Source organism: Micromonospora sp. NPDC023869, assembly GCF_055559695.1.
The window spans coordinates 77,279-98,028 of record NZ_JBVHKD010000001.1 but is presented as its reverse complement, the minus strand read 5'-3'; the positions used below and the strand labels follow the sequence as shown (position 1 = coordinate 98,028).

21 protein-coding genes and 1 pseudogene are annotated in these 20,750 nt (G+C 70.4%); 13 read left to right on the top strand and 9 right to left on the bottom strand.

Annotation, left to right across the window (positions count from 1 at the left end; translation table 11 throughout):
* Positions 1-35 precede the first annotated feature (35 nt).
* Entirely contained in the window at positions 36-791 is a 756-nt protein-coding gene (locus ACZ31C_RS00430) for a GH25 family lysozyme (RefSeq protein WP_465793579.1), read from the bottom strand.
* Positions 792-976: 185 nt separating this feature from the next.
* On the opposite strand from ACZ31C_RS00430, the gene ACZ31C_RS00425 reads away from it, so the two are divergent.
* Complete coding sequence (locus tag ACZ31C_RS00425; protein WP_465793578.1) at positions 977-1,723, top strand: M50 family metallopeptidase; 747 nt, start codon at positions 977-979, stop codon at positions 1,721-1,723.
* 72 nt (positions 1,724-1,795) lie between these two features.
* On the opposite strand, the gene ACZ31C_RS00420 is transcribed toward ACZ31C_RS00425, so the two are convergent.
* Complete coding sequence (locus ACZ31C_RS00420) at positions 1,796-3,379, bottom strand: acyl-CoA carboxylase subunit beta (RefSeq protein WP_465793577.1); 1,584 nt, start codon at positions 3,377-3,379, stop codon at positions 1,796-1,798.
* Positions 3,380-3,453: 74 nt separating this feature from the next.
* Between ACZ31C_RS00420 and ACZ31C_RS00415 the strand changes: the two genes are divergently transcribed.
* Complete coding sequence (locus ACZ31C_RS00415) at positions 3,454-4,329, top strand: biotin--[acetyl-CoA-carboxylase] ligase (RefSeq protein ID WP_465793576.1); 876 nt, start codon at positions 3,454-3,456, stop codon at positions 4,327-4,329.
* 116 nt (positions 4,330-4,445) lie between these two features.
* Entirely contained in the window at positions 4,446-5,006 is a 561-nt protein-coding gene (locus ACZ31C_RS00410; RefSeq protein WP_396740656.1) for a PH domain-containing protein, read from the top strand.
* A gap of 73 nt (positions 5,007-5,079) precedes the next feature.
* Here the strand turns inward: ACZ31C_RS00410 and ACZ31C_RS00405 are convergent, their stop codons facing one another.
* Both ACZ31C_RS00405 and ACZ31C_RS00400 read right to left on the bottom strand, forming a co-directional pair.
* Positions 5,080-5,793: a GtrA family protein gene (locus ACZ31C_RS00405; protein ID WP_465793575.1), complete on the bottom strand. Its 714-nt coding sequence runs from the start codon at positions 5,791-5,793 to the stop codon at positions 5,080-5,082.
* A 99-nt stretch (positions 5,794-5,892) separates the two neighbouring features.
* Positions 5,893-6,710: pseudogene (locus ACZ31C_RS00400) on the bottom strand (GtrA family protein).
* 136 nt (positions 6,711-6,846) lie between these two features.
* On the opposite strand from ACZ31C_RS00400, the gene ACZ31C_RS00395 reads away from it, so the two are divergent.
* The 3 genes from ACZ31C_RS00395 (at position 6,847) to ACZ31C_RS00385 (ending at position 10,630) form a co-directional block, all read left to right on the top strand.
* Positions 6,847-8,697, top strand: a complete 1,851-nt coding sequence (locus ACZ31C_RS00395) for a phosphoenolpyruvate carboxykinase (GTP) (protein ID WP_350695744.1) — start codon at positions 6,847-6,849, stop codon at positions 8,695-8,697.
* A gap of 31 nt (positions 8,698-8,728) precedes the next feature.
* Entirely contained in the window at positions 8,729-9,589 is an 861-nt protein-coding gene (locus ACZ31C_RS00390) for a hypothetical protein (RefSeq protein WP_465793574.1), read from the top strand.
* Positions 9,590-9,859: 270 nt separating this feature from the next.
* A complete protein-coding gene (locus tag ACZ31C_RS00385; protein WP_449951225.1) occupies positions 9,860-10,630 on the top strand; it encodes an isoprenyl transferase in 771 nt (256 codons plus the stop codon).
* 20 nt (positions 10,631-10,650) lie between these two features.
* Here the strand turns inward: ACZ31C_RS00385 and otsB are convergent, their stop codons facing one another.
* The 3 genes from otsB to ACZ31C_RS00370 all read right to left on the bottom strand — a co-directional run bounded on the left by otsB (position 10,651) and on the right by ACZ31C_RS00370 (position 12,497).
* Positions 10,651-11,475, bottom strand: coding sequence for a trehalose-phosphatase (gene otsB, locus ACZ31C_RS00380; RefSeq protein ID WP_465793573.1), 825 nt, complete (start codon positions 11,473-11,475; stop codon positions 10,651-10,653).
* Between the two features lie 68 nt (positions 11,476-11,543).
* Positions 11,544-11,897: a hypothetical protein gene (locus ACZ31C_RS00375; protein ID WP_350695737.1), complete on the bottom strand. Its 354-nt coding sequence runs from the start codon at positions 11,895-11,897 to the stop codon at positions 11,544-11,546.
* A gap of 159 nt (positions 11,898-12,056) precedes the next feature.
* Positions 12,057-12,497 (bottom strand): helix-turn-helix domain-containing protein, encoded by a 441-nt coding sequence (locus ACZ31C_RS00370; protein WP_396740646.1) that lies wholly within the window; start codon positions 12,495-12,497, stop codon positions 12,057-12,059.
* A gap of 264 nt (positions 12,498-12,761) precedes the next feature.
* On the opposite strand from ACZ31C_RS00370, the gene ACZ31C_RS00365 reads away from it, so the two are divergent.
* The 5 genes from ACZ31C_RS00365 (at position 12,762) to ACZ31C_RS00345 (ending at position 16,953) form a co-directional block, all read left to right on the top strand.
* Positions 12,762-13,106: a hypothetical protein gene (locus ACZ31C_RS00365; protein ID WP_350695735.1), complete on the top strand. Its 345-nt coding sequence runs from the start codon at positions 12,762-12,764 to the stop codon at positions 13,104-13,106.
* 28 nt (positions 13,107-13,134) lie between these two features.
* The gene (locus ACZ31C_RS00360) at positions 13,135-13,467 is read left to right on the top strand and encodes a hypothetical protein (RefSeq protein WP_396740645.1); all 333 of its coding nucleotides are present in this window, start codon (positions 13,135-13,137) and stop codon (positions 13,465-13,467) included.
* Positions 13,468-13,796: 329 nt separating this feature from the next.
* Positions 13,797-15,212, top strand: coding sequence for a PhoH family protein (locus tag ACZ31C_RS00355; RefSeq protein WP_465793572.1), 1,416 nt, complete (start codon positions 13,797-13,799; stop codon positions 15,210-15,212).
* A gap of 292 nt (positions 15,213-15,504) precedes the next feature.
* A complete protein-coding gene (locus tag ACZ31C_RS00350; RefSeq protein ID WP_396740641.1) occupies positions 15,505-16,185 on the top strand; it encodes an aggregation-promoting factor C-terminal-like domain-containing protein in 681 nt (226 codons plus the stop codon).
* Positions 16,186-16,299: 114 nt separating this feature from the next.
* The gene (locus tag ACZ31C_RS00345) at positions 16,300-16,953 is read left to right on the top strand and encodes a rhomboid family intramembrane serine protease (RefSeq protein WP_131053575.1); all 654 of its coding nucleotides are present in this window, start codon (positions 16,300-16,302) and stop codon (positions 16,951-16,953) included.
* On the opposite strand, the gene ACZ31C_RS00340 is transcribed toward ACZ31C_RS00345, so the two are convergent.
* Positions 16,883-17,923: a DMT family transporter gene (locus tag ACZ31C_RS00340; protein WP_465794330.1), complete on the bottom strand. Its 1,041-nt coding sequence runs from the start codon at positions 17,921-17,923 to the stop codon at positions 16,883-16,885. The two genes, ACZ31C_RS00345 and ACZ31C_RS00340, sit on opposite strands and share 71 nt — an antisense overlap.
* A 29-nt stretch (positions 17,924-17,952) precedes the next feature.
* A complete protein-coding gene (glpX, locus tag ACZ31C_RS00335) occupies positions 17,953-18,984 on the bottom strand; it encodes a class II fructose-bisphosphatase (protein ID WP_465793571.1) in 1,032 nt (343 codons plus the stop codon).
* Positions 18,985-19,132: 148 nt separating this feature from the next.
* Here glpX and ACZ31C_RS00330 point away from each other — a divergent pair, with 148 nt between their 5' ends.
* Together ACZ31C_RS00330 and ACZ31C_RS00325 are read left to right on the top strand one after the other, a co-directional pair.
* On the top strand, positions 19,133-19,798 hold the full coding sequence (locus ACZ31C_RS00330; protein ID WP_465793570.1) for a DUF4245 domain-containing protein: 666 nt from the start codon (positions 19,133-19,135) through the stop codon (positions 19,796-19,798).
* Positions 19,799-19,893: 95 nt separating this feature from the next.
* Positions 19,894-20,730 (top strand): hypothetical protein, encoded by an 837-nt coding sequence (locus ACZ31C_RS00325; protein ID WP_465793569.1) that lies wholly within the window; start codon positions 19,894-19,896, stop codon positions 20,728-20,730.
* Positions 20,731-20,750: the final 20 nt, after the last annotated feature.

Below are 20,750 nucleotides of genomic sequence, written 5' to 3'. Positions count from 1 at the left end.
ACTCGGTGGACGTCGACCCGCCGTCGTGACGTGTCTCAGGCGGTGTTGTTGGCCAGGGCGATCAGCCGGTTACGGTCGCCGTTCCAGTAGTTGCGGTCGACCGCGCCGCTGATGCCGGCGACGCTGCCCGAGTCGGTGTACTGCCAGAAGCTCCACACCGGTGCGCCGGCCGGCAGCGCGCCGACCGAGGAGGACCAACGGGCGACCCAGACCGGGTGGTTGGCCCACGGACCGGTCCAACTGCCGGTGCACTGGTTCCAAAAGCTGGTGGTGGTGTAGATGACCGCGTACCGGCCGGTGCGCGAGCGATAGGTGTTCAGGAAGTCCTGCACCCAGTTGCGCATGCCGGTGGTGCTCAGGCCGTAGCAGTAGCCGCCGCTGTACGGGTTCGCCTCCAGGTCCAACGCGGCGGGAAGCGTACGGCTGTCGGCCGACCACGCGCCGCCGTTGGAGGCCAGGTAGTTCGCCTGAACGGCGCCGGAGGAGATGTTCGGCCGGGCGAAGTGGTACGCACCCCGGATCACCCCGGCGTTGTACGCGTTGACGTAGTTCGTGTTGAAGTTCGGGTCCTTGTAGCTCGTACCCTCGGTGGCCTTGATGAAGGCGAACTGGATGCCCGCGTTGCGGACGCTCGTCCAGTTGATGGTGCCCTGGTAGCGCGAGACGTCGATGCCGGGCACGGTGGCCGCCGCAGCGGGGGTCGCGGTGGCGACGAGCCCGGCGGCAGCGGTCGCGAGCACGGTGAGCGCGGCGGCGGTCAGCCGGCGCAGCGTTGGTCTGGTCCGACCCATGGCGTCCTCCTGAGACGACTGTCGATAGACAGACATCTTTGAAGGTGAATGCCCGCCAGGGCAAGAGATACTAAGAAAACTTTCAATGCGGGGCGGCTCGACCACGGACGGGCACCCCGGCCGGCACCGGAACGAGACAGCCCGCCCTAGGGCCGCCCCGGCCTGCGGGCGTAGGCTGCCGCCCCATGGTGTCGATCGAGGGCATGACCGCGTTCTGGGACCGTCTGCTCGGCGCGCAGCCCGACCCGCCCCCGCTGCTGGTGCTGCTGACCGGCCTGGTCGCGCTGGTGGTGGTCTCCACCCGGCTGCCCTGGCGGATCGCCCGCAACGCGATCACGATCGCGCACGAGGGCGGTCACGCGCTGGCCGCCGTACTCACCGGACGCAAGCTGCATGGCATCCGGCTGCACTCGGACACCTCGGGCCTCACGCTCTCGGCCGGGCGTCCCACCGGACCGGGCATGGTGCTCACCCTGCTCGCCGGATACCTCGCCCCGCCGCTGGTCGGCCTGGGCGGGGCGTGGCTGCTCGCCGGAAACCGGATCACGCTGCTGCTCTGGCTCGCGGTGGTCCTGCTACTGGCGATGCTGATCATGATCCGCAACGTGTACGGGGCGCTGACGCTGGTGGTCACCTGTGGTGCGGTGCTCGCGATCTCCTGGTACGCCAGCCCGCAGGTGCAGGCCGCCTTCGCCTGGACCGGCGTGTGGTTCCTGCTGCTCGGCGGCGTACGCCCGGTGGTGGAGTTGCAGCGGCTGCGGACCCGGCGCGGGATGCCGGCCTCCGACGCCGACCAGTTGGCGGGCATCACGCCGCTGCCGCCGTTCTTCTGGGTCGTCCTCTTCGGCATCGTCAACGTCGTCGTGCTGGTGGTGGGCGGCCGGATGCTGGCCGGGCCGCTGCTCACCGATGCCGGCATCGTCCCCTGGTGAGCTGCGGATGTTAGGAGGGGTCCCCTGCTATGCACGAGGCGTTAGCAGGGGACCCCTCCTTACACGTCACCCCTACAGGGGGATGTTGCCGTGTTTCTTGGGCGGGAGCGTCTCGCGCTTGGTGCGCAGCACCCGCAGGGCGCGGACGATCTGGACCCGCGTCTCGTGCGGCGGGATCACCGCGTCGACGTACCCGCGCTCGGCCGCCACGTACGGATTGGCCAGGGTGTCCTCGTACTCGGCGATCTTCTCGGCCCGGACCGCGGCCGGGTCCTCGGCGGCGGCCAACTCCTGCCGGTAGAGGATGTTCACCGCGCCCTGGGCGCCCATCACCGCGATCTGCGCGGTCGGCCAGGCGAAGTTGAGGTCCGCCCCCAGGTGCTTGGAACCCATCACGTCGTACGCCCCGCCGTACGCCTTGCGGGTGATCACGGTTACCTTCGGCACGGTGGCCTCGGCGTACGCGTAGATGAGCTTGGCGCCCCGACGGATGATGCCGTCCCACTCCTGGCCGGTGCCGGGCAGGAACCCGGGTACGTCCACGAAGGTCAGCACCGGGATGTTGAAGGCGTCGCAGGTACGCACGAACCGGGCCGCCTTCTCACTGGCCGCGATGTCCAGCGTGCCGGCGAAGTGCATCGGCTGGTTGGCGACCACACCCACCGGACGTCCCTCGACCCGACCGAAGCCGACCACCATGTTCTGCGCGTAGAGCGGCTGGACCTCCAGGAACTCCCCGTCGTCGAGGACGTGTTCGAGCACCCGGTGCATGTCGTACGGCTGGTTGGCCGAGTCCGGGACGAGGGTGTCCAGCTCCCGGTCGGCTTCGGTGACGGTCAGCTCCGCCGGGGCGTCGAAGACCGGCGGCTCGTCCAGGTTGTTGGCGGGCAGGTGGGACAGCAGCGCCTTGACGTAGTCGACCGCGTCGGACTCGTCGGAGGCGAGGTAGTGCGCGTTCCCGCTGCGGGTGTTGTGGGTGCGGGCCCCGCCGAGGTCCTCCATGCCCACGTCCTCGCCGGTGACCGTCTTGATCACGTCTGGGCCGGTGATGAACATGTGCGAGGTCTGGTCGACCATCACGGTGAAGTCGGTGACCGCCGGGGAGTAGACCGCACCGCCGGCGCACGGGCCCATGATGAGCGAGATCTGCGGGATGACGCCGCTGGCGCGTACGTTGCGGAAGAAGATCTCGCCGTAGAGGCCGAGCGACACCACACCCTCCTGGATGCGGGCGCCGCCGGAGTCGTTGATGCCGACGACCGGGCAGCCGATCTTCATGGCCAGGTCCATCACCTTGACGATCTTCTGCCCGAAGACCTCGCCGAGGGAGCCGCCGAAGACCGTGAAGTCCTGGGCGAAGACACAGATCTGCCGGCCGTCGACGGTGCCGTAGCCGGTGATCACGCCGTCGCCGTACGGGCGGGAGCGGTCCAGGCCGAAGTTGGTGGACCGGTGCCGGGCGAACTCGTCCAGCTCGACGAAGGAGCCCTCGTCGAGCAGCATCTCGATCCGCTCCCGGGCGGTCTTCTTGCCCCGGGCGTGCTGCTTCTCGACCGCGCGGGCCGACCCGGCGTTCACCGCCTCGTCGACCCGTCGTGCCAGGTCCGCCAGCTTGCCCGCGGTGCTGTGGATGTTGGTCCCGGTCTCGGTAGTCACCCTGGGAATATAACGATGGTTCAGGTCGCCGCCGCTGTGCAGTTCGCCTCATCCGTGGGCCGTAGGCTGGCCGGATGCCGGATTCGCCGTACACCGACCTCGATCGTCCGCCGCTGTCGGCGGCCCGGCTGCGCCGGGCGCTGGTCGCGCCGTACGGCCCGTGGACGCGGCTGGAACTGAAGGTCGAGACCGGTTCCACGAACGCCGACGTCGCCGAGGCGGCCCGGACGGGGGAGCCGGAGGGTCTCGTCGTCGTCGCCGAGCGGCAGAGCGCCGGGCGGGGGCGGCGCGGGCGCGCCTGGCAGTCACCGCCGCGCGCCGGCATCGCGACCAGCGTGCTGCTGCGGCCCGGCCAGGCCGTGCCGGACCGCGCCTGGTCGCCGGCGCCACCGGCCGGGTACGGCTGGCTGCCGCTGCTGGCCGGTGTCGCGCTGGTCGAGGCGGTGACCCTGTTGGCGGAACTCGACGCCACCCTCAAGTGGCCCAACGACCTGCTGCTCGGGGACGCCAAGTGCGCCGGGATCCTCGCCGAGGCGGTGCCCGGCCCCGGTCTCGACGATCCGCCCGCGATCGTGCTCGGTGTCGGGCTGAACGTCACGCTGCGCGCCGACGAACTGCCGGAGCATCCGACCGGGCTGCCGGCCACCTCGCTGCAACTGGCCGGTGCGGCGGCCACCGACCGGGACCCGCTGCTGCGGGCCCTGCTGCGCTCGGTCGCCGACTGGTACGCCCGCTGGCGGGCCGCCGACGGGGACGCGGTCGCCTGCGGCCTGCAAGACGCGTACCTGGCGGTCTGCGGCACCGTGGGCCGCGAGGTGCGGGCCTTCCTGCCCGACGGCACGGAACTCACCGGCACCGCCACCGGGGTCGACCTCGACGGTCGGCTTCTGGTCACCACCGCCACCGGGGAACGCGCCCTGGCCGCCGCCGACGTCCTCCACCTGCGCTGATTCCGGCCGAGCCGGATCGACGGCGGGGTGCGCCGCCGAGGTCGGCCGCGTGGCGGATGTGAGCCGGTGGCACCGGGGGGTTACGGTCTGCGCGTCCGTTCTGCGAGGAGGTTTCCGTGGCGTTCCCCGAGGACGTGCTCACCGAAGACGAGCACGTCGTGTTGCACCTGCATCCGCACTGGAAGACGATGGTCCGTCCGGTGGTGGTGCTGGTGCTCGCCATCGCCGCGGTGGCGGCCGGTGTGCTGTTCCTGCCCGCCGGTGGGGGCGGCTCGATCACGCTCGCCGTGATCGGTGGCCTGGCGCTGCTGGCCGTCCTGGTGCTGACCGTCTGGCCCTGGATCGGTTGGCGCACCACGCACTTCCTGTTCACCAACGAGCGGGTGGTGCTGCAGCACGGTGTCTTCTCCCGCGAGCGGCGGGACATTCCGCTCAGCCGGGTCAACGACCACTCGATGAACCAGCAGTTCGTCGGGCGGCTGCTCGGCTACGGCACGCTCACCATCGAGTCGGCCGGCGAACGCGGACAGTCCGTGCTTCCGGACGTGCCGAAGGTGGACCGGGTGCAGACGAAGCTCTACGAGCTGGTCGAGGCGTTCCACGACAAGCACTCGCTGGGCGACGGCGAACTGCGCGAGATCCTCGCCGAGCGGGACAACAAGGGCGGCGGCCTCTGAGGCCGGCTCACCCGCCCCCTGGACATGCGAAACGCCCGTCGGCGAGTGCCGGCGGGCGTTTTCGTGGCCCGGCTCAGCGACGCCGGAACCGGCGTGGTGCGGGAGCCGGTTGGAGCTGGGCGGCCAACTCGTCCTCCAACTCCCTGTCCAGCGCCGCCAGCTCGGCCTCCCGGGCCATCGGCGTCGGCCGGGGCTGCACCGCCAGAGGCGGTGCGGGTGGCGGAGTGGCCGGTGGTTCCTCCTCCTCCAGCTCCGTCATGGCCTCGGCGAGTTCGGCCACCGGGTCCATCTCGGCCATCGTGTCCCACTCGTCGCGCGGCAGCCCGGACCACGTCTGGGTGGGCTCGACCGCCGGCGCGGGCTGGAAGACGAAGGTGCGGTACGACCAGAAGCGGAACAGCGTCGCCAGCACCACACCGACCGTCTTGGCCACGTTCAGCGCCAGCAGGCCGGTGACGCCCAGCCCGTACTTGGCGGCGGCCAGCACACCCAGCTCGATCAGCAGGCCCACGCCGTTGAAGAGGAAGAACAGGGCGTACTCGCGCTGCATGGCCGATTTCGGCCGATCGCGATACGTCCAGTGTCGATTCATCAGGTATGACGTGATCGTGGCCACCAGGGTGGCGACGACCGTCGCCTTCAACTGTCCATCGACGAAGACGGTGAGTGCGAGCGCGTTGAACACGGCGTAATTGATGACCGTGTTGACGCCGCCGACCAGGCCGAATTTGAGCGCCTCGTGGATGAACTTCTGCCAACGCTCAGGCAGCAGACGGACGAGAGGCATGGGCAACACCTTAGGGCAGTGGGCTGGGTACGGCGGGCTCGGACGGATCGACTGACCTTGACGGGCCAGCATGCTCTGACGGGACCGGTGGGCGGCAGGTCACGCGTCCCGGTCCGGGTTCGCTTCCGTACCGGTCGGGGTTCCCGCTTCGACGAAGACGAACCGTCGGTACGACCAGAAACGGAACAGCGTCCCGAGCCCGGTGCCGACGACGAAGCTGGCGATGTTGTCGGCCAGGCGGGTCTGGAAGATCTCCGGCCAGATGCTGCCCAGCCCGTACCTGCTGATGGCCAGGCACCCCACCGCGATGCCCAGGCCCACCGCGTTGAAGAAGAAGAACAGCGCGTACTCGCGGGCCGGGTTGGAGCGCTTGCGGTGCCGCCAGGTCCAGAACCGGTTGCCCAGGAAGGCGAAGGTCGCCGCGACGACAGTGGCGATGGTCTTGGCGGTGACCTGCTCGACGCTCTGCGGGCCGATCAGGTAGTTGAACAGGGCGAAGTCCATGACGAAGGCGATGCCGCCCACGGTCGCGAACTTGCTCATCTCCCGTACGAGGTGACCGAACCGGTCGACCAGGGAGTGGACCAGACCCGTACGGGTCTGCGGGGAGCCGGGCTCCCCGGTCATTGTGGCGGCCACCGTGCGAGCGTACCGGTTGCCGGGGTCGCGATCGGGGAGCGACGGCCATCGGGGCCCACCGGGGTGACGGTGCAGACAGGCACGAACGGAGCGTAACCGGGCGGCTGCGATTCGGTGTTGTTTTCCTCTTCCGCTCACGAAGTCGAAAAGTGACCTGTGACTCTTTGGCGAGGCACCGCTGACCTCAGGTCGGCCGCAGGATTTGCGTGAAACTGCGCGTGAAAGCGGGTAAAGGCTCGTGATGCCGCAGCGTGGCCGCACCTTGTGCAGTTCTTCACAACCAGTCCCACTGACTGGGGCTGTACATCGGTTTACGCTGAGCCCAATCCCATGTTTCCACGAAGGCGACGCATCGCGGCGCCGAGACTCGTGCACTCCATAGACCGGTCAGCGTCGACCACAAGGAGATGTGTCATGGTTGCTCCGGCCACCGTCAGGGGAATCGATCAGGCCCCGACGTCCCACCCCAAACTTCTCGCCTGGGTCCGTGAGGTCGCTGAACTGACCACCCCTGAGCAGGTCGTCTGGGTGGACGGCTCCGATCAGGAATGGCGTCGCCTCACCGACGAACTCGTCGATGCGGGCACGCTCATCCGGTTGAACCCCGAGAAGAAGCCCAACTCGTTCTACGCCCGCACCGACCCGACGGATGTCGCACGGGTCGAGGAGCGCACCTTCATCTGCTCCGTGGACGAAGCGGATGCCGGGCCCACCAACAACTGGATGGCCCCCGCCGAGATGAAGCGGACCATGACCCCCCTCTACCGCGGTTCGATGCGCGGACGGACGATGTACGTCATCCCGTTCGTCATGGGCCCGGTCGAGGCCGAGAAGCCCATGTTCGGTGTCGAGATCACCGACAGCCCGTACGTGGTCGCGTCCATGCGGATCATGACCCGGATGGGCGCCAAGATCCTGGAGGCGATGGGCGACGACGCGGACTTCGTCCGCGCGCTGCACTCGATCGGCGCGCCGCTCGCCCCGGGCCAGCAGGACGTCGCCTGGCCGTGCAACGAGACCAAGTACATCTCGCACTTCCCGGAGAGCCGGGAAATCTGGTCCTACGGCTCCGGGTACGGCGGCAACTCGCTGCTCGGCAAGAAGTGCTACTCGCTGCGGATCGCCAGCGTGATGGGGCGGGACGAGGGCTGGCTCGCCGAGCACATGCTGATCCTCAAGATCACCTCGCCGGAGGGTCGGGTCTACCACATCGCCGGCGCGTTTCCGTCCGCCTGCGGCAAGACCAACCTGGCCATGCTGGAGCCGACCATCCCGGGTTGGAAGGTCGAGACGATCGGCGACGACATCGCCTGGATGCGCTTCGGCCCGGACGGCCGGCTCTACGCGGTCAACCCGGAGTACGGGCTGTTCGGCGTCGCGCCCGGCACCGACTGGAAGACCAACGCCAACGCGATGCGGACGCTGGAGCAGGGCAACTCGGTCTTCACCAACGTCGCCCTGACCGACGACGGCGACATCTGGTGGGAGGGCCTCGGCGAGCCGCCGGCGCACCTGATCGACTGGAAGGGCAACGACTGGACGCCGGAGAGCGAGAACCTCTCCTCGCACGCGAACAGCCGGTTCTGCACCCCGATCACCCAGTGCCCGATCCTCGCCGACGACTACTTCGACCCGAATGGCGTCCCGATCGACGCGATCCTGTTCGGTGGGCGGCGGCGGGACACCGTCCCGCTGGTGACCGAGGCGCGGGACTGGGTGCACGGCGTCTACATGGGGGCCACGCTCTCCTCGGAGACCACCGCCGCCGCCTCCGGCGCGGTCGGCGTGGTGCGGCGTGACCCGATGGCGATGCTGCCGTTCATCGGCTACCACGCCGGTGACTACTTCCGGCACTGGATCGAGATGGGCAAGGGCGCCGACGGCGACGAGTCGAAGCTGCCCCGCGTCTACTACGTCAACTGGTTCCGCAAGGACCCGGAGGGCAACTTCCTCTGGCCCGGCTTCGGCGAGAACTCGCGGGTCCTCAAGTGGGTCATCGAGCGGATCGAGGGTCGGGCCGAGGCCGTGGAGACCCCGATCGGCATGGTCCCGACGCCGGACGCGCTCGACGTCGACGGTCTGGACATGACGCCGGAGGACGTCCGGATCGCGCTGAAGGTGGACCCGGCGGAGTGGCGCGACGAGCTGCCGCTGGTCACCGAGTGGTTCGAGAAGTTCGGCGACAAGCTGCCCGGTGTTCTCTGGGCCGAGTTGGACGCCCTACGCGCCCGACTCGACGCGGAGCAGCCGCAGCGCGGGGTGTGATCGACGCCGGATCCGGGCATCATCGGATCCCATGAGGACGGCCGCCGAGACCGAGGTCCGGCGGCCGTCCGCCGTCCGGGCACTGACCGCACTGCTCGCCGTGACCGCCGCGGCCACCGTCGTGGTCGAGGTGCTCAACTGGTGGTACGCGCCGGAGCAGGGCTTCGGCCTGGCGGTGCGGACCGGTTGGGCGATGCTGCGCTCGTTCGGCTTCCTGCTGCTGATCGGCCACGTACGGCGGGGCCGGACGGTGGCCCGCCCGCTCGGCCTGATCCTGGCGATCACCACGGTCTTCGCGGTGGGTCGGTTGATCGTGCCCCGGCAGGGCGTGCCACCGCTGCCCGGCCTGCTCGGTTTCGCCCTGCTCACCGCGCTCTGCGCCACCGTGGTCTGGCTGCTGTACCGGTCCCCGGCGGTCGCCGGGCACCTGGTCCGGCACCGTTCTCGACTGGTGATCGACCGCTCCGGCATCTCCTGGCGCGAGACGCCGCCGCGCCGCCCCGAGGCGAACGCCTGGCTGCTGACCAGCCGGGTCGCCGCGTTCACCTACAGTCCGCTGATGCTGGTGCCCGCCCTGGTCGCCACCGCCGGGATCCTCGACGGCCAACTGTTGGCCGTGCCGGCGGTGCTGTTCTGGCTGGGCGCCGGCATCGCGACCAGCTATCTGGTGCTGTTCTGCACCGCCTTCCTGCTGCGCGGCAAACGCTGGGCGGGCACCCTGCTGGTGGTGGTCAGCGTCGCCGTACTCGCGGTCGATCTGCCGCTGTGCTGGTGGCTGCTCGGCGTCGACGGTCTGGTCCGGGACGGCGCCCCACTGGTCGCCGCCGCCGTCCTCGCCGTCTACGGAGTACGCCGGGCCGCCCGGGTCCCCGCCCCGACAACCCCGACCTGATCCCCGCCGTGTCCGCCCGGTCCGCCGTGTCCGTCGCGTCACCGGTGTCCGACCTGCTACCGGGTCGGACGTCTCGTCGGGTGTCCGTAGCGCGCCGGCGCGGCGGCCACGAGGGCGGCGCGGCGGACCCGGCGGTGGTGTGGTCGGCGCAGGTGGTGGGCGGGGTACGGCGCGGGCGAGGGATGGGTGCGGGGCGATGCGAACGGACTGCGGCGTGGTGTCGGCCACCGGCACTCCGATCCGGGTGGGGGCTCGCTACCCTGCATGGTGATGACTCTGCGGAAAATTCTCTACTCCGTCTACGAGCGGCGGCTGACCGCCAGGCTTGCGGGCCTTCAGGTGCCGCAGCACGTGGGCGTGATGTGCGACGGCAACCGTAGGTGGGCCCGGGAGATGGGGTTGGTGGACCCCAACGACGGGCACCGGATGGGTGCGGAGCGCATCAAGGAACTGCTGCGCTGGTGCGACGCCGCCGGTGTCGGGCACGTGACGCTCTGGCTGCTCTCCACCGACAACCTGTCGCGGCCGGCGGAGCAGCTCGACCCGCTGCTCCAGATCATCGAGGACCTGACCACCGAGCTGGCCGAGCAGGGTAACCCGTGGCGGCTGCGGATGGTCGGCGCGCTGGACGTGCTGCCCGCGCAGCACGCCGCCGCGCTCAAGGCCGCCGAGGAGCGCACCCGGGACCGCAGCGGCGGCGCCCAGGTCAACATCGCGGTCGGGTACGGCGGCCGGCGGGAGATCACCGACGCGGTGCGCTCGCTGCTGCTGGAGCACGCGGCGAACGGCGGCACGCTGGAGGATCTGGCCGGCTCGCTCGACGTCGACGACATCTCCGAGCACCTCTACACCCGAGGGCTGCCGGACCCGGATCTGATCATCCGGACCAGCGGCGAGCAGCGCATGTCGGGCTTCATGCTCTGGCAGTCGGCGCACTCGGAGTTCTATTTCTGCGAACTCAACTGGCCGGACTTCCGCCGCGTCGACTTCCTCCGCGCCCTGCGCTCGTACGCCACCCGCCAGCGCCGGTACGGCGTCTGACCGCCGTACCGGAGCACGCCTCAGGTGAGGTGGTGGGTGGCCTGGGTGAGGAAGTCGCCCAGCGCGGCGGGGGAGTCGATGGTGAGGTCGGCGGCCTCGGCGACCTCGTCACCGGTCTCCGGGTTGGCCACTGCGACGCAGACGCCCAGGAAGTCGGGGTCGTCGGCGGCGCGGGCCCGCAGCGCGGCGAAGGCCTTGATGTCGGAGACGTCGTCGCCGAAATACCAGGCGCCGCCGACGCCCTGCACCAGCTCGCCGATCACCATGCCCTTGTCCCGGTCGACCGGCGGTTTGATCTCCAGCACCATCCGCCCCACCTGCAACCGCAGGCCGAGGCGCTCGGCCTGGGCACGACCCCACTCCTGGACGGTGGCGGCCAACTGCGGGGCGGTACGCCAGTGCAGCGCCACGGAGAGCCGCTTGTACTCGACGAGGGCACCCGGCGGCAGCTCGGCCCGGGCCAGGTCGGCGAGTTCGGCCATGGTCGGCACCCAGGGCAGCGCGGCCGGCTCGGTGACAGTCTCGCCGCCCGAGTGGCTGTGCTCCAGGCCGTAGAGCCCATAGAGGTCGACGCCGGTCAGACCGCCGAAGTGCTCGCGCAGGAACTCCACCGGACGTGCGGAGACGATCGCGATCCGCCGTACGACCGGGGCGAGTGTCTCGATCGCGGCAAGCACCTTCGGCGCGGGTTGCACCTGCGTGGGGTCGTCGGCCACTGGCGCGAGTGTGCCGTCGAAGTCGAAGAAGAGGATGGTCTCGGCTGCCCGGTCGGCGGTCGTCTGCCAGGCCTGGTCGGCGTTCAACGGGGTCTTCGGCGTCTGGTTGCCCAGATTCAACGGTGGCACGCGCGTCAGCGTACCCCGGGTTCGGCCGGTCATTCCTGGCGTGGATCCGGCGCGGTCGCCGGGCGGGGTCAGCGTTCGGCGGCTCCCCGTCCCCGACGTACGAAGGGCACGACGGCGGCTTCCTGGCCATGGCTGAGCAGGTAGCCCTCCACGAAACCGGAGTTCCGGTCGCCGGTGTGGGCCTCGATCTCCCGGAGCCGCTCCACCAGGAACTCGGTGAGCGCGGTGAGCCGGTCGTCGAGCCGGTCGTGCAGCTCGGCGAGGACGGCCAGGACGATCGCGGTGGCCGCGGTGGCGAGTGCGAAGAGGTTCACGAGCAGGGGAAGCTGCCCGCCGTTCAGGGCCAGGGTGACCGCGTTCCCGGTGACGCACAGCGTCAACGAGACCGCCGCGACCACGACCGTCATCCATTTCAGGGTCATGACAGACCCCCTTCTGTCCCGCAGGGCTGGGTTCGGCCTTGTCCCGTCCCCCCGCCGACGACGAGCCCAAGCAGTACGAATACGGACGCTAGCGCGCCCGTTCCGACCCCGTAGCGAAACGAATGAGGCTGACCTGCCGTTCTTTCGCCATCTGAGGAACTAGCTGGCGGCGTCGCCTCGTTTTCGGACAGCGGCCGGCAGAGTCGGGCGATATGCGAGATAACGAATGGTTTCTCTAATGTGGAACTTCTCCGCGTCGGAGACCTCCGGGTCGACCAGTCGGCGCAGGAGCGCCTCGACGTCCGGGTCCATCGGCGGTGGTGGCGGGGCGGACCGGCGCGACGCGGTGCGGTCCCAGCCGAGCGCCGCGAAGGCGGCGGCCGGGTCGAGCCCGAGCCCCTCGCAGAACGCCACCACCCGTTCCGCCTCCGGGTCGCTTGCCCAGTCGCCGCGGACCCAGCGGTTGATGGTCTGGCGCGAGACGCCGGTGCGCCGGGAGACCTCGGTGCCGCTCCACGCTCGGGTGGCCCGGGCCTCCTCGATGGCTCGTCGGACGAAGGTGGCAAAGGCGATCTTCCGCGCGTTGGCCGTCTCGGTCACCTGGTGACCGTACGGCGAATGGGCCCGGAGAGAAGTCCCGGGCACGCCTTTGTCACGCTTGCGTGACGCGGATACTGACCTGACAATTCGGGATGAAGCACTGTTCCTGAGGGGTGTCACCTGGGCAGGATAGATGTCCGTGGGTGTGGAGGCAAACGAACGAAAAGCTGATACTGTCACGCTCATGGGACAACCTACGGTGTGTCACGTGAATGAGACGATAGGTGCTCAGCTGCGTCACGCGCTCGGTGCAAGGGGGGAGTGGTGACCGAACTCGCGACCCGTGCCCAGGCATTCGGTCTGATCGCGGAGGGGGTCGCCGCCGGCCTGATCGCTCCGTGGCGGCTCTATCTCGCCCGGGGCTGTCGCTACCTGTCGCTGTCCGTCGGCGACCGGGCCGAGTGGAACGCCTGGCGTACCCACCTCGGCTGCCCGGAACTCAGCGTCCGGGTCTACGACGCCGGTGGGGAGATCCGCCGGTCCTCGGTGGCCGAGGTGGTGCTGGACGGCTGCCGGATCAGCGTCGAGCTGGTCGAGGAGATCGGCACCGACGATCTCGACCGGTTGCTGATCGCCGACCCCACCACCGTCGAACCGGAGGAGAAATGACGGGCGGGCGAGGGACCGGAGCCGCCGGATGAGCCCGTTCCTCGCGATCTTCCTCGTCCTGGTGCTGGCCGCCACCAGCTACGCCGCCGGCCGCCTGCACGGGCAGCTCAGCTATCGGATCGGCTACCGCTTCGGCTACCGGCAGGGGTACTTCGACGGTGACCGGGGAGCATGGAACCGGCGCCGCCGGGACGCGCAGGCGGCGATCGCCACCGCCCTTGCGGTCACCGCGCCCGCCAAGCGGGTGTCCGCCGGTGCGGTCCGACCCGGCACCACGTACACCGGATCGTCGTTCACGGAGCCGGCCGCCTCGGTCGTCGGGCGGCACCCGACCACCACCCTGGTCCGGCGAAGCGGCTGAGAACCGGTCGACGGCCCGGTCCGGCGCGCCGCGCTCGGACCACACCCGACCGGTGGTGGTGATCCACCGGCCGGGATGCGCGCAGGGGGCATGCATCCCGGCCGGTCCGCCACCCGAGCTGTGCCCACGGCACCAGCAGTTAACGAAAGGCCACTAGCCGGGACGGGTGCGGGCGGCTAGCGTCTAGGCATGGCGCGGGATTGTCCCGAGCCAGCCGGCCCGCCCGGCCTGCGACCTCGCACACGGGGCCCGCATCCGACCCCGTGTCAGTCGGGCACCGGAGGAGGCGGACCGCGGGTGGCCGGGTGCCCATCCGCCGGAGCAGGCCTGTGACGACTCGCCGTACTACCCCCGGTGCCGACCAGAGCCCGGCCTCGACTGCCACGACTCGCCGCACCACCCGTAGCCGCCGGACCGCGGCCGCCGGGTCGGCGGACACCAGGGAGCCCCGACCAGCGGGCCAATCCTTCGTCCTGGACACCTCTGTGCTCCTCAGCGACCCGGCGGCGTTCCACCGCTTCGCCGAGCACGAGGTGGTGTTGCCGCTGGTGGTGATCTCGGAGCTGGAGGGCAAACGACACCATCCCGAGCTGGGCTGGTTCGCTCGACAGTCACTGCGCATGCTGGACGAGTTGCGGGTACGCCACGGCCGGTTGGACCGGCCGGTGCCCGCCAACGACGTCGGCGGCACGCTGCGGGTGGAGCTGAACCACACCGACGACGGGGTGTTGCCGCCCGGATTCCGCAACGAGTCCAACGACGCCCGGATCCTCTCCGTCGCGTTGAACCTCGCCGCCGAGGGGCGTGAGGTGACGCTGGTCAGCAAGGACATGCCGTTGCGGGTCAAGGCCGCCTCGGTCGGGCTACGGGCCGACGAGTACCGGCACGGTCAGGCGAGCGACCCGACCTGGACCGGGATGGCGGAGCTGGACCTGGGCGAGGAGGACATCTCCCGGCTCTACGGCGGCGAGGCCATCGACGTGGACGACGCGGCCGGCCTGCCCTGCCACACCGGTCTGGTGCTGCACTCCGCCCGGGGTTCGGCGCTCGCCCGGGTGCTGCCGGACAAGACCGTACGGCTGGTGCGCGGCGACCGTGAGGCGTTCGGGGTGCACGGGCGCTCGGCGGAGCAGCGGATCGCCCTCGACCTGTTGCTCGACGAGTCGATCGGCATCGTCTCGCTCGGTGGCCGGGCCGGCACCGGCAAGTCCGCCCTGGCGCTCTGCGCGGGGCTGGAGGCGGTGATGGAGCGTCGCCGACACAAGAAGGTGGTCGTCTTCCGCCCGCTGTACGCCGTCGGCGGCCAGGAACTGGGCTACCTGCCCGGTTCGGAGTCGGAGAAGATGTCGCCCTGGGCGCAGGCGGTCTTCGACACGCTCGGCGCGGTGATCCACGAGAACGTCCTGGAGGAGGTCACCTCCCGAGGGCTGCTCGAGGTGCTGCCGTTGACCCATATCCGGGGCCGGAGCCTGCACGACGCGTTCGTCATCGTGGACGAGGCGCAGTCGTTGGAGCGGGGTGTCCTGTTGACCGTCCTGTCCCGGATCGGCCAGGGCTCGCGGGTGGTGCTGACCCACGACGTCGCGCAGCGGGACAACCTGCGCGTCGGCCGTCACGACGGCGTCACCGCCGTCATTGAGGCACTCAAGGGCCATCACCTGTTCGCGCACGTCACGCTCAGCCGTTCGGAGCGATCTCCGATCGCCGCGATGGTGACCGACCTACTGGAGGATGTCCCCCAATGACGCCCGTTTAGGGTGTTTTAAGGCTGTTATTTCCCGTGACCCATGTCACAATCGAGGCTGGCGGTTTCCCATCAGCCTCACCGTGCGCGATCGTGTCCAGCGGGCGCCCACGCACCAGACGCATCGTTGGTGATCGTTCGTCACCCCACGAGGGGGTCGACCGATTCGCCGGGAAGCGGACGGGGTGCGTCTTCGGCCACCGGCCTCACCGGTGGCGGGCGCTCGCGGCACGCCTCGGCCCGGAACGGCCGTGGTCATGCCGCGTCCCTGACCCCGACGAAGGGATCACCACGTGAGTCGGCCATGGAGCCGGTTCACCGCCCGCGCCACAGCCGTCGCGCTGCTGAGCATGGGCGTGGCCGGCGGTTTCTACCTCAGTGAGGACCGCCAGTCTCAGCGCCAGGGCCCAGGCGCGCAGGTAGCCGGGAGCGTCACCGAGATCGACGTCGAGTACCGGCAGGAGCCGCAGCAGGTCTCCCGCCAGGTACGCGCCGCTCGGGAGCAGGCCACCGAGACCAGGAAGCGGGCCCGTGCCGCCGCCGAGAAGGCCCGCAAGGCCGAAGAGGCGGCGCGCAAGAAGGCCGAGGAGGAGCGGAAGGCCCGAGAAGAGGCCGCCGCGGCGCGTGCCGCCCGGCCGTACGACGGCCCGATCCCCGCCTCCTGCGCGGAGTACGGCGGCAACCGCAAGATCGGTTGCGCCATGATGATCGACGCAGGCTTCAAGATCGACCAGTTCCCCTGCCTCGACAAGCTGTGGAACAAGGAGAGCGGCTGGAACCACAAGGCCCGCAACCCCTCCTCCGGCGCCTACGGCATCCCGCAGGCGTACCCGGGCAACAAGATGGCCTCGGTCGGCGCTGACTGGCAGACCAACCCGGCCACCCAGATCACCTGGGGGCTCGGCTACATCAAGGGTCGGTACAGCAACCCCTGCGGCGCGTGGGCGAAGTCGCAGAGTTCGGGCTACTACTGAGTCCCGCCTGAGCACGTCGACGGCGGCGGTACGCGGCACTCGCGTACCGCCGCCGTCGTCTCGGTGGTCGGCGAAAAGTGGCGGCTGTCCGCGATTGCTGATAGCTCTTGACGGGTGACCCTGCAGCCCGGAAGCGGCGACCCCCACCGGTTCGGCACCGATGCGTTCTACGCCTCCATCGGCCGAGCCTTCGTCGCCATGTGCGCGGTGGTGCCGGTCCTCTTCCTGATCGAGGGCCTCGACCAGTGGCTGGGCGCCGGCTTCGACGCCGCCGCCGGCATCATCCCGCAGCGCATCGACGGGCTGGACGGCGTCTTCTTCTCACCATTCCTGCACCACGGCTTCGATCACCTCTACAGCAACAGCATCCCGCTGATCCTGCTCGGCACCTTCGTACTGGCCGCGGGCGCCCGGCGGTTCCTCTGGTCGACCCTGGTGATCGTGCTGGTCAGTGGATTGGGTGTGTGGTTCACCGGCTCGCCCAACACGATCGTGGTCGGTGCCAGCGGCGTCATCTTCGGCTACCTCGGCATCCTGCTGACCCGGGGCATCTTCGAGCGGAGCTGGTGGAACTTCGCCGTCTTCCTGCTGGTCGGTCTGCTCTACGGCGGTCAGTTGGTCGGCGTCCTGCCCACCGACGAGCGGATCTCGTGGCAGGGGCACCTGTTCGGGCTGCTCGGAGGCATCGTGGCCGCGATCATCTTCCGACGCCGTCGGACCGACCTCGACGGGCCGTACCGCTCCGAGTCCCCGATGACGATGCCCTGACCTCGGTGTCCCCGCGCCGCCGGGCTCGGGCGGTGGCGCCGATCCGCCCACCGAGCGCGGCGATCACCACCGCGACCAGGGTGAGCGCCGCGCCGAGCACCGTGTTCGCGGTCGGGCGGGTGTCGGCGGACGGCAGCAGCACGTCCAGCAGCACCGCGCCGACGATCTGGCCGGCGACGGTGGCCAGGCCGAGCAGTAGCACGCCGGTGAAGCGGACCACCGCCGCAGCCACCGCGATGAAGGTAACCCCGATCGGCCCGCCCAGATAGAGCCACGGCTCGGCGGGGAGGCCACCGTCGGGTACGCCGCGCACGACGAGGCTGACCGCGAAGACGACCGACAGGGCCGCCGTGCCGACGACGAAGTTGACCAGCGTGGCCGTCACCGTGCTCCCGGTGGCCTCGCGGACCCGTCCGTTCACCGCCTGCTGCCAGGCCACCCCGAAGCCGGCCAGCAGCGGCAGCAGGGCCAGACCGAGAGCGGCCGGCTCGGCCAGCCGGTCCCCGACGGCCAGCAGCACCGCCGCCACGGTGAGTACCGCACCGGCGAGCCGGGGGAGCGTCACCGGCTGCGGCCCGCTCGGACCGACCCCGGCCCGGTCCACGGCCAGACTGCTGCCGGACTGGCCGGCCACCACCGCCACGGTGAACACGGCGACGCCGAGCGCACCGACTGTGGCGCCCTGGGTGAAGACGAGGAAGGCCCCGCAGACGCCGCCGAGGCACTGCCAGACCCGTAGCCTGCCGGTGCCGAGCGCGGCGCGCAGCGCGGCCAGGCCCCGGCGTCCGTTCGCGGTCGCGAACCCGAGGACCACCAGCACCACCAGCCCCACGCCGAACGAGACCAGCGCGGCAGCGATCCCGTCGTCGAGGCGTACGCCCAGCTCGCCGTTGATCCGCGACTGGACGGCGACGGCGACCCCGGCGACGGCACCCAGCGCCACGGCACCGGCCCGCCGACCGGCCGACACCGTCGGCCCGGTCGCCGTCGCGCCCTGACTCAATCCTGCTCGTCCAGCGGGCGACCGTCGAAGTCCACCGCCGAGTAGAGCGCCAGCTTCTCCAACTTGTGGAACGAGTCGATCACCCGGATCGTGCCGCTCTTGGACCGCATCACGATCGACTGCGTGTACGCCCCACCCGAGCGGTAGCGCACACCCTTCAGCAGGTCACCGGAGGTGACACCGGTCGCCACGAAGAAGCAGTTGTCCCCGGTGACCAGGTCGTCGGTGGTGAGCACCCGGTCCAGGTCGTGCCCGGCGGCGAGCGCCTTCTCCCGCTCGGCGTCGTCCCGTGGCCAGAGCTTGGCCTGCATCATCCCGCCCATGCACTTGAGCGCGCAGGCGGCGGTGATCCCCTCCGGGGTGCCGCCGATGCCCATCAGCACGTCGACGTCGGACTCGCCCCGGGCGGCGGCGATGACACCGGCGATGTCGCCGTCGGAGATGAACCGGATGCCCGCGCCGGTACGCCGGATCTCCTCCACCAGCCCGTCGTGCCGGGACCGGTCGAGCAGACAGACCGTCACCTCGTCCACCCCGGTGCCCTTGACCTTGGCGATGCGGCGCAGGTTGTCGGCGACCCCGGCGTTGATGTCGACCACGTCCGCGTACGCCGGGCCGACCGCGAGCTTCTCCATGTAGAACACGGCGCTCGGGTCGAACATCGCACCCCGTTCGGCGACCGCCAACACCGCGAGCGCGTTCGGCATGCCCTTGCTCATCAGCGTGGTGCCGTCGATCGGGTCGACCGCGACGTCCACCTCCGGGCCGGTGCCGTCGCCGACCTCCTCGCCGTTGAAGAGCATCGGGGCGTTGTCCTTCTCGCCCTCGCCGATCACCACGACACCCTTCATCGGGATCGAGTTGATCAGCTTGCGCATGGCGTCGACGGCGGCGCCGTCGCCGCCCTCCTTGTCGCCCCGACCGACCCAGCGACCGGCGGCCATCGCCGCGGCCTCGGTCACCCGGACCAGGTCGAGGGCGATGTTGCGGTCGAGGTTCTGTGGGGTACGCGTCCTGGCGGTCGTCATGAACGGCTCCTCCTCGCGGCGGTGCGGGGTTGACCGGGCCGGGTGCTGCCGGCTTCGTTCCTGATCCTCACACGATGGCGGACCCGCGACCGGGTCGGGGCGGTGATGGGCCGGATACCGCCGGTCGGGCGGCTGCGAGAATGGCCGGGTGGAACCCGCACAGCCTGCCGACCGCGTACCCGCAGACCAGCCGTCGACGGCCGAGCAGCCGACCGTCGACCGGGTCGCCGGACCGGACGTACCCGAGGAGCGGCCGGAGTCGGCGCGGACCGCCGGGGAACCCCCGGCGGCCGAGGCCGCCCCGGGACGCTCCGAGCGCAGACCCCGCGACATGGCCATCTCGCTGCTGGTGCTGCTGGTCCCGATCGCCCTGCTGATCGCCTTCTCCCGGGGCTTCCTCGGCGGGGACGAGCCGAGCACGGTCGACCCGACGCCCACCTTCGAGCAGGCGCGCTCGGCCGCCGTCTTCCCGGTGACCCAGCCGGCCGGGCTGCCCGACGGCTGGAAGACGGTCCGCGCGACCTACCGGACCACCGAGGAGGGGGCGACCCTGCGGGTGGGCTATCTCACTCCCGAGGGTCGGGGTCTGCAACTCGTGCAGAGCAACGTGCCGCCGGAGCGGCTGCTGCCCACCGAGCTGACCGAGGAGGGCCGGCCGCAGGGACAGGCCGACCTCGGCTCCGGCACCTGGCAGCGGTACACCGGGCGGGGCAACGAGCAGGCGTTGGTGCTGCTGGAACCGGAGCGGACCGTGATCGTGGTCGGTGACGCCCGGGACAACGAACTGCGGGAGATGGCCACCGCCGTCGATTGAGCGGGCTTCGTGGTGATTGCGAGTGGCGTCGGCAGGGAACAGGAAAGGGGAGCCACCGGCGCGGGAAGCGTCGGGTGACCCGCTGGGAGACACCGATGACCATTCGCAGACTGAGCGCCGGTCTCATGGCCGCCGCCTTGCTCACGCCTGGAGTCGCCGCCTGCACCACCTCCGGTGACACCGCACCCGCCACCGGTGCCGCCACACCGTCCGCCACCGGCTCCGGCGCGCCCGCCGCCGACTCCGAGGCCAAGCAGGCGCTGCTGGACTCGACCAAGGAGATCAGCAACGGCAACTTCCGGTTCACCATGTCCGGCGTCGGCTCGATCGCCGAGGGACAGGTGCACCAGCCGAGCCAGAGCGCCGAGATCCGGGTACGCCTCGGCGAGCCGACCGACGACCTGGCGATCAGCCTCGACCTGATCCACGCCAAGCCGGACAGCTGGGTCAAGGTGGACCTGAAGGGCGCCGCCGCGACCAGCGTGCCCGGCCTCGACCGGCTGAACCTCGGCAAGTTCCAGCACCTCGACCAGAGCCGGATCCAGGGTGACCGCAACCTCGGCTTCGACTTCGACAAGGTCGACCCGGCCGGGAGCGCCGCGCTCACCCAGGCGGTCACCGAGGTACAGCGCACCGGTGACGGCAACTTCTCCGGCACCATCGACGTCTCCAAGGCCGCCGAGGCCGGCTCGCTGGACCAGGGCGTGGTCACCGCGCTCGGCCCGGAGGCCAACGCGGTGCCCTTCACCGCCACCACCGACGCGCAGGGCCGCCTCACCGAACTGGTGCTGCGGATGCCGCCGACGGGGGCAGCCGCCGGCCAGGAGATCAAGATGACGTACAGCGACTACGGCAACGCGACCGCCGCGCAGAAGCCCCCGGCCGACCAGGTCGTCGAGGCGCCGCCGGAGTTGTACAACCTGTTCAGGTAAGCGGTCTCTTCATCACCGAC

Coding starts and splice junctions, on each gene's coding strand:
- ACZ31C_RS00325 (WP_465793569.1), top strand. CDS start 19,894: ATGACCATTCGCAGACTGAGCGCCGGTCTCATGGCCGCCGCCTTGCTC.
- ACZ31C_RS00390 (WP_465793574.1), top strand. CDS start 8,729: ATGAGGACGGCCGCCGAGACCGAGGTCCGGCGGCCGTCCGCCGTCCGG.
- glpX (WP_465793571.1), bottom strand. CDS start 18,984: ATGACGACCGCCAGGACGCGTACCCCACAGAACCTCGACCGCAACATC.
- ACZ31C_RS00430 (WP_465793579.1), bottom strand. CDS start 791: ATGGGTCGGACCAGACCAACGCTGCGCCGGCTGACCGCCGCCGCGCTC.
- ACZ31C_RS00385 (WP_449951225.1), top strand. CDS start 9,860: ATGACTCTGCGGAAAATTCTCTACTCCGTCTACGAGCGGCGGCTGACC.
- ACZ31C_RS00375 (WP_350695737.1), bottom strand. CDS start 11,897: ATGACCCTGAAATGGATGACGGTCGTGGTCGCGGCGGTCTCGTTGACG.
- ACZ31C_RS00405 (WP_465793575.1), bottom strand. CDS start 5,793: ATGCCTCTCGTCCGTCTGCTGCCTGAGCGTTGGCAGAAGTTCATCCAC.
- ACZ31C_RS00395 (WP_350695744.1), top strand. CDS start 6,847: ATGGTTGCTCCGGCCACCGTCAGGGGAATCGATCAGGCCCCGACGTCC.
- ACZ31C_RS00360 (WP_396740645.1), top strand. CDS start 13,135: ATGAGCCCGTTCCTCGCGATCTTCCTCGTCCTGGTGCTGGCCGCCACC.
- ACZ31C_RS00425 (WP_465793578.1), top strand. CDS start 977: ATGGTGTCGATCGAGGGCATGACCGCGTTCTGGGACCGTCTGCTCGGC.
- ACZ31C_RS00415 (WP_465793576.1), top strand. CDS start 3,454: ATGCCGGATTCGCCGTACACCGACCTCGATCGTCCGCCGCTGTCGGCG.